9 protein-coding genes are annotated in these 12,982 nt (G+C 70.5%); 5 read left to right on the top strand and 4 right to left on the bottom strand.

Annotated elements, in window-relative coordinates; genetic code table 11:
* Window positions 1-2 precede the first annotated feature (2 nt).
* Both OEB96_RS18185 and OEB96_RS18190 read left to right on the top strand, forming a co-directional pair.
* Window positions 3-719: a hypothetical protein gene (locus OEB96_RS18185; protein WP_266217347.1), complete on the top strand. Its 717-nt coding sequence runs from the start codon at window positions 3-5 to the stop codon at window positions 717-719.
* A 109-nt stretch (window positions 720-828) separates the two neighbouring features.
* Window positions 829-1,710: a M57 family metalloprotease gene (locus OEB96_RS18190; protein WP_266217349.1), complete on the top strand. Its 882-nt coding sequence runs from the start codon at window positions 829-831 to the stop codon at window positions 1,708-1,710.
* On the opposite strand, the gene OEB96_RS18195 is transcribed toward OEB96_RS18190, so the two are convergent.
* Window positions 1,701-2,342, bottom strand: a complete 642-nt coding sequence (locus OEB96_RS18195; RefSeq protein WP_266217350.1) for an RNA polymerase sigma factor — start codon at window positions 2,340-2,342, stop codon at window positions 1,701-1,703. The two genes, OEB96_RS18190 and OEB96_RS18195, sit on opposite strands and share 10 nt — an antisense overlap.
* Before the next feature lie 217 nt (window positions 2,343-2,559).
* Here OEB96_RS18195 and OEB96_RS18200 point away from each other — a divergent pair, with 217 nt between their 5' ends.
* Genes OEB96_RS18200 through OEB96_RS18210 form a run of 3 tightly spaced genes read left to right on the top strand, consistent with a single transcriptional unit; the run spans window position 2,560 to window position 9,805 of the window.
* Entirely contained in the window at window positions 2,560-3,663 is a 1,104-nt protein-coding gene (locus tag OEB96_RS18200; protein WP_266217352.1) for an ADYC domain-containing protein, read from the top strand.
* Between the two features lie 7 nt (window positions 3,664-3,670).
* Window positions 3,671-6,826, top strand: a complete 3,156-nt coding sequence (locus tag OEB96_RS18205; RefSeq protein WP_266217353.1) for a serine/threonine-protein kinase — start codon at window positions 3,671-3,673, stop codon at window positions 6,824-6,826.
* 45 nt (window positions 6,827-6,871) lie between these two features.
* Window positions 6,872-9,805, top strand: coding sequence for a tetratricopeptide repeat-containing serine/threonine-protein kinase (locus OEB96_RS18210; protein WP_266217355.1), 2,934 nt, complete (start codon window positions 6,872-6,874; stop codon window positions 9,803-9,805).
* Between the two features lie 25 nt (window positions 9,806-9,830).
* Here the strand turns inward: OEB96_RS18210 and OEB96_RS18215 are convergent, their stop codons facing one another.
* The 3 genes from OEB96_RS18215 to OEB96_RS18225 all read right to left on the bottom strand — a co-directional run bounded on the left by OEB96_RS18215 (window position 9,831) and on the right by OEB96_RS18225 (window position 12,910).
* Window positions 9,831-10,961 (bottom strand): collagen-like protein, encoded by a 1,131-nt coding sequence (locus OEB96_RS18215; protein WP_266217356.1) that lies wholly within the window; start codon window positions 10,959-10,961, stop codon window positions 9,831-9,833.
* On the bottom strand, window positions 10,958-11,347 hold the full coding sequence (locus tag OEB96_RS18220; RefSeq protein WP_266217357.1) for a hypothetical protein: 390 nt from the start codon (window positions 11,345-11,347) through the stop codon (window positions 10,958-10,960). Before OEB96_RS18220 ends, OEB96_RS18215 begins: the two co-directional genes overlap by 4 nt.
* Before the next feature lie 288 nt (window positions 11,348-11,635).
* Window positions 11,636-12,910, bottom strand: coding sequence for a protein phosphatase 2C domain-containing protein (locus tag OEB96_RS18225; RefSeq protein ID WP_266217358.1), 1,275 nt, complete (start codon window positions 12,908-12,910; stop codon window positions 11,636-11,638).
* Window positions 12,911-12,982: the final 72 nt, after the last annotated feature.

Below are 12,982 nucleotides of genomic sequence, written 5' to 3' on the forward strand. Positions count from 1 at the left end.
GCATGAGCGCACCTTCGCGTGGTCGATGGACCGGGGCTGGCTTCTGGGCCGGCTTTCACCTGGCTCGCAACATGCGGCGCCGCGGCACCCTGCTGTGGGTGCTGGCGATACCGCTCTTGGCCGCGGTGATGCGCCTTGGGTTCGACGTCTCCCGCGAGCCGGTGGGGCAGCTGGTGCTGGTGTTCCTGGTGCCGCTGATGTCGCTGGCCTTCGGAGGAGGCGTGCTGCGCGAGGAGGTCGAGGACCAGACCCTCACCTATGGCTTCACGCGGCCGGTCGATCGCGCCGCGCTCTATCTGGCCCGGCTCGCGGCGGCGGCGGGACCCGTGCTGCTGGCCACGGTGCCGGCGGCCGCGATTGCGGGGGATGGCCCGACGGCGTCGCTGCGTCTGGTGACGGCCGCAATCCTCGGGACCATGGCTCACACCGCGCTGTTCGGTCTTTGGGGGCTGCTCGTGCGGCGACCCACCTGGCTCGGCCTCGCCTATGTGCTGGTCTGGGAGCAGGCGCTTCAGAACGTGCCGGGCTGGCTGGCCACGCTCACCCTGCGGGCGCACGTGCGCAACCTCGGCGGGCTGTCGGCACCGTCGATCGGCGGCTTCGCCGGGGATCCTGGCTCGTGGTGGGGCTCGGCGCTGGTGTTGGTGGGAGTTGCCGTGGTGAGCGTGGTGCTGGCGGGGGGGATCGTGCGGCGGCGGGAGCTGGTGCTCAGTCGGTGAGGGAGCGGGTGGGATTTTTAATGTGAACACTTCTCGGCCGGAAGGTGATTCCTCCAGCGAGGCCACGCCGCCTGCGGGCTCGAAACCCCTTACCGACCGAGGAAACGCCATGTCCAAGCGCCACGCACCCATCCAATCCCTCTCGCTGCTCGTCTCCATCGGCCTCGTGCTCGGCCTGGCCGGCTGCGACGTCGAGGACGGCGTCGACGACGAGGAGCTGCTCGACCCCGAGCTCGCCGAGCTCGATGCCGACACCGTCGAGATCATCGAGAACCTCCAGCTCGCCGGCTATCCGCGCTCCGAGATCGAGGTCGACGACGACGAGCTCGTCATCGTGGGAGGCGACGCGGTGGTGAGCCTCGAGGCCTCCCGCGAGATGATCGGGCTCGACGACGACGAACACGACGACCACGACCACGAGCAGAGCTTTCGCCAGTACCGGACCAACAACGTCGTCGACTCGTCGGTCCAGATCATCTGCTTGGACGGTGCGGCCCTCGTGCCCTACATCAACCTCCACGTCGGGCTGCAGGGTGCGATCGCCCAGTACAACCAGCTCGACCTATCCTTTCGCTTCTACCAGTACTACGGGTTTCCGCCGGCCCCCAACGGTGATGACTGCGACGCGATCATCACGTTCGCCACGAAGGCCGGCACGTCCTCCCAGGCCGGGTTCCCGTCGGGCGGTATGCCCCACGACACGATCACCATGGGTACCGGCACCAACAGTTACGGCGTCAATGTCTCGCGGCACGTCATCATGCACGAGATCGGCCACACCGTGGGCCTGCGTCACACCGACTACTTCAATCGCTCCTACAGCTGCGGCACGGGCGGCAACGAGGGCAACGCGGGGGTAGGGGCCGTCCACATCCCCGGCACCACCCCCGGCTACGACGCCGACTCGGTCATGAACTCCTGCTACAGCGCCAGCTCGGACGGTTTGTTCTCGATCTGGGACAAGATCGCGCTGTGGAGCATCTACCCTTGATGCCCGTCGATCTCGACCCGGATCTGACGCGCCCAGGTGTCGAAGCCCATCACCGTCGACTCCGCGAGCGCGGGGTCGTCGGCGAGCTCGTGGACGAGCCCGGTGAGCCGTTCCTTGCCGCGGCGTAGCTTGGTGTAGACCGTCGCGGTTGGGAGCCCGAGGATCTCGGCGATCTCGGGACCCCGCAGGCCCTCGAAGAAGCACAGCTCAAGGACGATCTGCTGGTCGAGGCTGAGGCGACGCAGCGCGCTGACGAGGACCTTGCCCTCCTGGGCGCACGCGATCATCGACAGCGGTGAGCGCGAGAGCCCGTCGGCCACGCATACGTCCTCGAAGTCGCCGAGCTCCCGCTGCCGCTTGGCCTGCTTGCGGTAGTACCCGCGCAGCTTGTTCATCGCCACGGCAAAGAGGTACGAGCGGAACGACCCCTTGGCGACCACCCGCTCGCGATTGGAGGTGCAGCCGAGGAACGTCTCCGAGACCAGGTCGGCGGCGTCGTCGGGGTTGCGGACCTTGTTGAGGAAGAACCGCGTGAGAAGCCCGAAGTAGCGGCGCGCAAGGCGCTCACCGGCTGCATCATTGCCGTCGCGCCAGTCGTGGAGCAGCGTCCAGTCGTCGTCAGCGGCATCCATGCGTCTCGGCCCGAGCTCGAGCAATCCTTGCGGGGAACCGGCCCGGCGGGCCCGTTGGGTGATCGTATCACGGCGCTCGAGCGCCGGGGCCACGACGAGCCGACCAAAGGCTCGCGCGGGTGATTTCGAGAAAATCTTCGCCGTGGGTGAAGAGGAATCCCGTCGTTCGGGATTCCCAGTGGACGGCTCGAAGCCGCCGCAACCCATGGAGTCGCCGATGCCAACGTTTTCGCCCGTTCCTGCCATCGTTCTCACCGCTCTGCTCGCCGCTGTCGGGGGCTGCGACCCCGGGGGGGCACAGGCCCCGAGCCAGCACGACGTCACGTGGCGCAACGGCTGGGGCGGGCTGACGATGAACACCAGCAACTGGGTGAGCGCCCCCTCGCGCGACGTGTACGAGTTCCACCGACTGGGCGAGACGACCACCAACGGCTTTGGCCTCGATGTGCGCCTGCTTTCGATCGCGTACCCCCACCCCACGTGGGGGTTCATCGAGAGCGACCCCTCCCAGGGCGCGTTGCCGGGCGTGCCCCAGGTCAAGATCAAGAAGCAGAACGAGCTCGCGCTCAAGATCACCAACAACCAGCCCTGGCCCTTCTCCACCACGCAGATCATCACGGGCGCCGATCTCGTGGGCACCGAGCTGATCCTCCAGGTCGATTCCCCGCCCTCGGGCTACGCCACGAAGCTACGCATCACCGGCCACGCGGAGGACCCGCAGGGCGGCTCGCTCTTCATGCTCGAACGCTTCGACCCAGGCACCCACGCGCTGCTCGGGGCGGTCTGCGAGCCTGCCAGCGACGGCACCCGGCTGGCCGCGATCTACGGCGACCTGAGCATCGATGTCGACGACGGCACGGTGACGACGCCCGATCACATCTTCCACATCGCGTGCGTCGCTGGAGCCCCGGGCAAGGCGCCGAGCTTGGGCTACCACCCGAAGGACTCGATCGCGAACTTCCGCCTCGCCAACCGCATCATTCGTGCCGACTACTGTGCTGGAGGTTACCCCTATACCTACCCCGGCAACCCGCTGCAGATCCTCGACAACGTCTCGCCCGGCCAGGCGGGCACGACCCTCGCCGACGTGTATGCCCACGCCGATCTCAACGGGCTGGCCGTGGAAGCCGTGTGGGACGACCACGGGATCCTGTGCATCGACGTGCCGCGCGTCGACGAGCTCGACCCCTCGGACGTGTTCTGTCCGATCAAGACGCTGCCCAACGGCCCGATGTACAGCTGGAAGCCGCCCCCCTGCGACACCTTCGACGATCCCGCGCCGGGCGAGCGGCGCTTCTTCTCACTGACGGCCCCCAGCTGATCGGTGCGTGAAGGCGATCGCCGCGATCGCGCTATCATCGACGGCGGTGGATCCCGACACCAGCGGAGCCGATCCCCTCACGGTCACGCCCGATTCCGGCGCCGCGGGCGATGAGCGCCCCACCAGCGTCGACGACGAGGCGCAGCGCGGCCCCCTGGTGCCCAACCTCGGCATGGGGTCCGATCAGGAGCTCGGCCACGCCGGCCGGCTCCTCGAGCAGCACCTCGAGAATCGCGTCTTCGGCCGCCTCTTCGACAAGCGCAAGCGCCTGCGGGTCGGTCGCTACGACGTGCTCGAGACCCTCGGGCAGGGTGGGATGGGTGTCGTCTACGCCGCCTACGACCACGAGCTCGATCGCAAGGTGGCGATCAAGGTGCTCCTGGGCGCTGGCGACGAGGCGGCGCACCTGCGCTTCAAGCGAGAGGCCCAGGCGATGGCTCGCCTCAGCCACGCCAACGTCGTCACCGTCCACGAGGTCGGCGAGGCCGACGGCCGGGTGTTCATCGCCATGGAGTTCGTGCGCGGCCAGAGCCTCGCGCAGTGGTGCGCCGAGCCGCGCTCGTGGCAGGAGGTCGTCGCGCTCTACATCGAGGCCGGGCGCGGGCTGATCGCCGCGCACGAGGCGGGTCTGGTCCACCGCGATCTCAAGCCGCACAACATCATGCGTGGCGAGGACGGGACGGTGAAGGTCCTCGACTTCGGGCTCGCGCGCACCGATGGCGAGGCCGAGGGCATGCCGTCGCGTCGCGCCGACGAGCGCATCTCCAGCGGCTCGGTCCTCGACGAAGAGCTCACCCGCACGGGCACGCTGATGGGGACCCCCGCGTACATGCCCCCCGAGGTGTTCGCGACCTGCTCCGCCGACGCCCGCAGCGATCAGTTCAGCTTCTGCGCGTCGCTCTACGAGGCCCTCCATGGGCAGCTGCCCTTCGAGGGGTCCTCGATCAAGGCGCTGGCCTACAACGTGACCCACGGCGAGCCACGGGCGCCGCCCGCCGGCACCAAGGTTCCCAGCTGGCTACACCGCGTGCTGCTGCGAGGGCTGGCCAAGCACCCGGACGAGCGCTGGCCGTCGATGCGCGCGCTCGTCGACGCGCTCGCGCGGGATCCCACCCGCCGTCGGCGCCGACGCCTCGCCGTGCTCGTCGGCGCCGCCCTGACCGGCGCGAGCGGCTTTGCGATCTCCGGGCTGCTCACCGAGCCCGTGCAGCAGTGCACGAGCGCGGGCGAGGAGATCGCCACGGCGTGGGGCGAGGCGCAGCGCGAGGCCATGCGCGAGGCCTTCACCGGCTCAGGTCACGGGCTGGCCGAGGACACCCTCGCGCGCGTGCTCCCGCGGCTCGACGCCTACGCCGAGGCCTGGTCGTCGATGCGCGTCGCCGCCTGCGAGCAGCACCTCTCCGGACAGCAATCCGACCGCCTCTTCGACCTGCGCACGGCCTGCCTCGACCGTCGGCGCGCGAGCCTCGAGGCCCTCGTCGGTACGTTCGAGCACCCCGACGCGGCCCTCGTCGAAGGCGCTGCGTGGGCGACCGCGAGCTTGCCCGCCATCGAGAGCTGCGGCGACGTCGATGCGCTCACGGCCGCGGTCGCGCCCCCCGAGGATCCAGCGCTGCGCGACGAGGTCCAGCGGCTGCGCGAGCGCCTGGCCGGGGCCTCGTCGCTGATCGACGTCGGTCGCTACGACGATGCCCGCACCCGGGCAGAGGAGGTGCTCGCCCGCGCCGAGGAGATCGAGTACGAACCCCTGGCCGCCGAGGCGCTGCTGCGAGTGGGCAGCGCGCAGCTCGAGGCGTACCGCCCCGAGCAAGCGCGCATGGCCCTGACCCGGGGCGCCGCCGCGGCGATCCGCTCGGGGCAGGACGAGGTCGCGGCCGAGGCCCTCGCGCGGCGCATGTGGATCGTCGCCGAGCCCCTCGGGGAGCCGGAAGTCGGCCTTGCGGACGCAGAGCTGGCGCGTGCCTTCGTCGACAAGCTCGGCGACGACAAACACCTGCGCTGGCTGTTCCACAACAATCACGGCGCCGCCCTCTTTCGCCACGGCGACGGTGGGCAAGCCGAGCGCGCCTACCTCGAGGCCCTCGAGGTGACCGAGGACGACGCATCGCCGCTGCCGGTGGAGCAGATCTCCACTCGTTTCAACCTCGCCACGCTGCTCTACGATGGCGCGCGTCCGGTGGCCGCAGCGGCCCAGCTCCGTGCCGCACGAGACGAGGCGATCGCCCTGCTGGGAGCAGAGCACCCGCGCTCGGTCGTCATCAGCCTCGAGCTGGCGATGATGCTGCGCGAGTGCGGTCAGGCCCACGCAGCCCTCGCGCTCATCGATGACGCCGCCCTTGGTCCAGGCAATGGCTACCTCGGCGCCTCGCGAGACATCGCCCTCGCCAGCTTGCGCCTCCATACCGGCCACTGGGAGGACGCCCGCTCGAGGGCCGACTCGGCCCTCCGCTCGAGCGACGTCGGGCTCCCCGCACAACGCGAGGCCCTGGCGCGTCAGCTCCACGGCATCGCCCGCGTCCTGGTGGGTGAGGAAGAGGGCGGCCTCGCCGAGCTCGAGGCCGTGGTGCACGCCGCCGAGGCGCAGCATGGTCCTGCGCACGTGGCCGTGGGACACGCCCGCTGGTGGCTCGGCGACGGCCTGTTGCGTGCTGGTCGCCACGCCGATGCGATCGCCGAGCTCGAGCGTGCGGAGGCGGTCTACGCAGGCCTCGGTAGCTTCGCTCCCGCCCTCGTCGGTCGCCACGGGCACCGCCTCGTCGCGGCCCTGCTGGCGAGCGGCCGGCTCGCCGAGGCCGAGGTCCGGATCGCCGAGACGATCGCCGCGCAGGACGAGGCGCGGCTTCCCGAGGACAACGTCCATCGGGCGGTGCTCCTCGACCTTCGCGGCGTGCTGCGCCTGCGGCAGCACGAGCCCGAGGCCGCTCGACAGGATCACGAGCGCGCCTGCGCCATCCTGGCCGCGGTCCACGAGGAGGACGATCCCGTGCTCGCCCACTGTCGCTTGCGGTGGGCGCGGGCCCTCGGCTCCGATCCCCGCGCCCTCACACTCGCGCGACGGGCATACGCGGCCTTCTCGGCGCTCGGACCGGGCTTTCGCGCCGCGCGCGACGAAGCGGCCGCGCTGCTCGTGGAGCCGCCTCGAGGTGGCCGAGAGCCTCGATGACGCCAATCCATCCGGCGCCGTTTGGGCGTACCCTAACCCCACGCCATGGCGAGCGGAGCCCAGCCGAGCCGATCGCACGACGACTCGCTCGCGTCGTCGCACCTCTCCGACTGCGTCTCGGACGAGACGATCGCAGGCACCCATGATGGCTCGGGCCTACCCCCCCGCACGCAGACGGTGGGGTCGCTGCCGCTCGGCTTCACCGTGGGTCGCTACGTGGTGCTGAGCAAGCTGGGCGCGGGCGGGATGGGCGTGGTGTATGCGGCGCACGACCCCGAGCTCGATCGCAAGGTGGCGGTCAAGCTCATGCGCGCGCGGGGCAGCCCCGAGCGGATCGCACGAGGTCACGAGCGGCTGCTGGCCGAGGCGCAGGCGCTCGCGCGCCTCTCCGACCCCCACGTGGTGACGGTGCACGACGTGGGCGAGCACGACGGCCAGGTGTTCGTGGCCATGGAGTTCGTGGAGGGGCGCACGCTGGCCGCCTGGCTGCGCCAGGCCCGGCGATCGTGGCCCGAGGTGCTCGAGGTGATGCTGCAGGCGGGTCGCGGAATCGTGGCCGCCCACGCGCGCGAGCTGGTGCACTGCGACTTCAAGCCCGACAACGTGATGCTGGGCGACGACGGGCGCGTGCGCGTGATGGACTTCGGTCTGGTGCAGGCGGCGAGCGGGCCCAAGACCGAGGACGGCAGCGGCACGCCCCGCGAGCTGCCCGCGATCGATCCCTCCCGCGCCCGCGCGCACGGTCTGGTGGGCACGCCGGCCTACATGGCGCCCGAGCAGCACATGGGCGGCCGCGGCACGATGGCCTCCGACCAGTACTCGTTCTGCGTGACCGCGTGGGAGGCGTTCCACGGCTGCCGGCCGTTCGTGGGTGAGACGTTGCCGGCGCTCGTGGGCAACATCCTCGAGGGGGCGATCCGCGAGCCCGCGACGCGAGTGCCCAAGTGGCTGCGCCGCACGATCGAGCGCGGCATGGCCAGCGATCCCGCGCGGCGGTGGCCGTCGATGAAGGCGCTGCTCTCCGCGATCGAGCGCAGGCGGGCGCGATCGCGGCGGCGCAAGTGGCTGCTCGGAGGAGCGGCGGTGGTCGGGATGGCCGCGGCCGGGCTCGGCGGGCAGCGCTGGGTATGGGCCCAGCAGGTGCACGCCTGCGAGGAGCAGGGGGCGGCGGTTGCCGCGATGTGGAACGAGGATCAGGCCGCGGCGCTGCGCGAGGCGATGGTGGGCACGGGGGTGAGCCACGCCGAGGTGACGGCGGAGAAGGTGATCCCGTGGCTCGATGCACAAGCCGAGGCGTGGAGGGAGGCGCGCACTCATGCGTGCGTGCAGTCCGAGGTGGAGCGCACGTGGGAGGCCGACACGCTCGATCGCTCGCTGTGGTGCCTCGACGAGCGACGTCGGGAGCTGCAGGGGCTGATCGCCGAGCTGCTGCGCGGCGAGCCGGAGATGGTCGGTCGGGCCGTGCAGGCGGCGTCGAGCCTGCGTTCGATGGATTCGTGTCGGGATGAACTCACGCTGTCGCGGCAGCCGATTCCACCGCTCGACGGCCGTGAGGAGATCGTGGCGGTGGGTGAAGAGGTGGGGCGGGCCGACGCGCTGCAGCGGGCGGGGCAGTACGACGAGTCGGTCGCGGTGGGCCGTGCCGCCCTCGAGCGGGCCGAGGCACTCGGCTGGGCGCCGCTCGTCGCGATGGCCCGCCGTACGGTGGGCCGAGCCCACCTGCACCGGGGTGAGTACCCGGAGGCGGAGGCCATGCTCGAGCTGGCGTTCTTCGAGGGCGCGCGCGCCGATGCGCTCGAACAAGCGGCGCTGGCGGCGGGCGATCTCTCGAAGGTTGCCGGTGATCGCCTGGCTCGTCCCGCCGACGGTCTGCGGTGGGCCAAGTGGGAGGAGCTGATCGTCACGCGGCTCCACGATCCTTCGGGCCGATACCACGCGCGAGCGCTGGAGGATCTCGCGCTCATGCGCCACGTGATGGGCGAGCACCAGGAGGCCATCGCGCTCTACGAGCGCGCCGTCGGCCTGTACGAGCAGGCGCTGGGGCCCGAGCACATCACCGTCTCCAAGACCATCGGCGACATGGCGATCGTGTTCCAGGACTTGGGTGACCACGAGCGTGCCAAGACGCTCAACGAGCGCATCTTGGCCATGCAGGAGCGCGCGCTCGGCCCCGATCATCCCGACGTGGGCATCGTGCTGCACAACCTCGCGCGTGATCACCGGGCCCTGGGCGCGGCGACCGAGGCCAAGGCGCTGTACGAGCGCGCGCTGGCGATCTGGGAGGCCTCGCTGGGGCCCGAGCACCCCCACGTGGCGCAGGTGCTCAACAACCTCGGCAACGTGCTCGTCGATCTCGGCGACTACGAGCAATCGCTGGCGCTGCACCAGCGCGCGCTGGCGATCCGAGAGCGGGTGTTCGGCCCCGATCACCCCCAGGTGGCGCAGAGCCTCGAGAACGTGGCCAACACGCGGCTCGAGCTCGGGGTGAGCGACGAGCTGATCGCACTGCACGAGCGCGCGCTGGCGATTCGCGAGCGTACGCTGGGCTCCGAGCACGTCGAGGTTGCGTCGGGGCTGTCGAGCCTGGGCCGGGTGCTGTTCGAGCTCGATCGCATCGAGGAGGCCCAGGCGCGGTTCGAGCAGGCGCTGCGGACCTGGGATGCTTCGGTCGGCCCCGAGCACCCGGGCCGCGCCCACACGCTCAGCGGCCTCGCCGATGTTGCGCTTGCCCAGGGACGCGTGGCCGATGCGGTGGCCAGCGCCGAGCAGGCACTGACGCTGGTCACGTCGAGCGGGGCCCCGGCCCCCGCGGTGGCGGAGTCGCGCTTCGTGCTGGCGCGTGCGCGCTGGGAGGCCGGCGCCGATCGAGCCGCGGCGCGTCAGCTCGCCGAGCAGGCGCGCGATGGCCTGCGCCAGCACGGTCACGCCAAGCGGGCCGCCGAGATCGAGGAGTGGCTCGCCAGCCACCCCGCGCCTTGACGGCCCGCGGAGTCCAACTGCCAGGCTAGAAGACCAGTGCGGTCACGTAGCCCCACTCGTTGTTGTTCCAGTTGGCCGACACGATGGAGGAGCCGCACATGCCGACCGTATACGTCCCCGCGAGGAGGCCGCTATAGACGTGGTTGACGCCGAACTCCTGGCGTTGGTTCTGCGCCACCGTGAGCCCGAAGATGCCGCCGCCCTGGGTGGTGAGCGCACCGCCTCCCGTGTTCTGGTAGCACGGGTAGATGTTGAGACTGGTGGCGCCGCCGGCCACCGTGGAGCCGAGCGACTTCTCGACCACCACGTGGATCCGCTGACCCGCCGCAATGGTGACGTTGACGGTGGGGCCGATGAAGGCGGTCGCCCCCGTGGGGTTGTTGCCGGACCCCGAGGTGGTGACGAAGGTGACGACACCCGAGGGACCCTGAGCACCCGCGGGACCCTGTGCACCTGCGGGGCCGACGGGGCCCACGGGGCCGACGGGACCAACGGCACCGGCGGGGCCAGCGGGGCCGGCAGGGCCTTGGGCGCCCGCGGGACCAGCAGGGCCAGCCGGACCAGCAGCGCCCGCCGGACCAGAGGGCCCCTGGGCGCCAGCGGGTCCAGCGGGGCCGGGAGGTCCAGCGGGGCCGGCGGGGCCGGCAGGGCCGGCGGGACCTGCCGGACCCATGAGCCCAGCGGGATCGCCCACCCACTGCCCATCCTCGTCGATCACCGGCCCATACCCGGGGATGTTGACGGAGTTGGGATTGATGTCGCCGTTGACGTCGTTGGCGAGCATTGCATAGGGCACGCTGCCCACGATCCCCCGCGGGGTCATCTCGTCGTCACTGCCGATGGTCATTCCGATGTAGCGGGTACTGCCGTCGATCACCGAGGGGTCGAGGACGGTCATCTCGCCCAGCTCCACCGAGTAGTAGCCCTCGTCGAAGCCGACCGAGTGGGTCTCGGTCCACAGCGCCGAGCCGCCCGCGGGACCGGCGTAGATCGTGAACGTCACGTCGAGGGTGTCGGTGACCGGGTTGCCATCGGCGTCGAACAGGCGCCCCTGCTGCGTGATGGTGTCGGGAACGACGGCTCTCGCATCTTGGGTGACCAAGAGCGCACCAAGGAAGAACGTGCATGCAACCGACTTGAGGATGGACGAAGTCATGGAGGACTCCCGTTGGCGCCAGCGAGGCCGGCCTGGACGCGGTAGTTGGCAGATGTATGGGTGGATTGCAGTGGTGAGGGTTGACCAAAGGTGTAGACGACCGAGTAGCCCGCGCTCGAAGAGCGCTGACCCGCGGTCACGAGCTGACTGGCGGTTTGGCCGGGGATGGGCTCCCCTCCGGTCGTATCGTCACCGGTCGTCGAGCCGCTGCTCGCCGACTCGGTGGAATCGGCGACGCCGCTCGACGAGCTGTCGGTGGCGTCGAAGGTGGTGAGGGTGGCGGTCGAGTCCTCGCCGGAGGTGGGCATGCCCGAGAGGCCCGTGGTCGACATCGTAGTGTCGTCGCCACAACCGAGCCCTCCGAGCACCACTCCGATGAGGAGCACGGGCCACCCGTGCTTCCGTCGATAGTCTCTATTCAGCAAGACCGGGCCCCTCCTTCGGGACCAGACTCCACTGCGTATCACGTTGGCTCGACGGCGGATATACGAATCGACCTACATGCCTGCGTCGTCGGATGGGCGCTGGGTCCAACCTCGCAATGCGAGCGAATCGATTGCGAGATTGCTGGGACTCGACTCGAGGGCGAAGCATCGACGGAAGCGGGAGTGCCGGTTCCGTGCATTCACGAGCGGAGCTCGTGCTGCTCGATGCTCCCTACGTGCCCGGTCGCGTCAGTACTCGACCAGCAGTCCATGGGGAGGGCGGGCGACTCCGCGATCGGTCTCGGGGTCGATCCAGTCGGAGAGCTCGTCGGCGAGCGCGGTGAGCAATTGCGTGCCCAGTCGCGGCCTCAGCTTGCACAGGCTGCGAAACGCCTCGCAGCCCATCACCAGCACCCGGGTGGGCAGCTCGGCGCCGAGCGTGGCGGGGCAGCGACGAGCCGCCACCAGGGTCGTCGACCCGATGCCGCTGCCTCGCTCGAGGTGGGCGAAGTGTCCGTCGGCGAGCTGCCACCGCAAGCGGCCCTCGAGGACCACGTAGAGCGCACCGTTCCGCTCGCCCTGGTGCACCACCGTCTGACCGGCGTCGTACGAGCGCGGGCTCATCTCGGCGGCCACCAGCGCGAGGTCGGCCAGGCTCAAGCGGGCGAACAGCGGCACCGACCGCAGCGCGTCGATCATGGGCCGCGAGAGCGTGCTGCCGTCGCCGTCGCGACGCCACACCACCGCGGTGATGTTGTCGCGCGAGCCGGCCGCCTTGGCGCGCTCGACCAGCTTGCCCAGCGCGCCCGCGAGATCGGTGCAGGAATCGAGCAGGTCGACCGTGCGCTCGGGTGGATGCAGGCCCGGGACCAGGCCGTCGGTGCACAGCAACAGCAGGTCGCCCGGGCGCACCTCGAGCAGCAGCGTGTCCACCATCACCGAGGGCTGGGTGCCCACGTTGCGGGTGAGCACGTGGGCATGCGGGTGGCGATCCACGTGCTCGCGCGCGATCACGCCGCCGCGGTAGAGCTCGGCCGCCAGCGTGTGGTCGCTGCTGATCTGCTCGAGCGTGCCCTCGCGCAGGAGGTAGAGCCGGCTGTCGCCCACGTGGCCCATGACCGCCTGATCGCCATCGATGAGCACGGCGGTCAGGGTGGTGCTCATGCCCGCCAGCGCGTGCTTCTCGGTGGCGGCGCGGTGGATGGTGGCGCAGGCCGCCTCCATCGCGCGGTGAAGCACCGACCACGGCTTCTCCTTGAGCCCGTTGGGATCGCGGCGCCAGTGCGAGATGATGTCGCGAAGCACCTCGGTGGCCATGGCCGAGGCCACGTCGCCGGCCTGGTGCCCACCCACGCCGTCGGCCACGACGTAGAGGCCCAGCTCGTCCTCCACGAGGAACGAGTCCTGGTTGTCCTCGCGCGCCCCGCAATCGGATACGGCCGCGCTGAGGTGGATGAAGCCCGGCGGATCGAGTGGCGACTCTCCGACGGATTGCTCGACCTTGACCGTATCGTGGCGGCTCATGTGGGCGCCCACTTGTACCACGGGCGAAGCGGGCCATGCGGTCGACGCGAGCGGCTGCCGTGGGTCATGATG

This window comes from Paraliomyxa miuraensis, from assembly GCF_026337845.1.
In the GTDB taxonomy this organism is placed as follows: Bacteria; Myxococcota_A; Polyangia; order Nannocystales; family Nannocystaceae; genus Paraliomyxa; species Paraliomyxa miuraensis.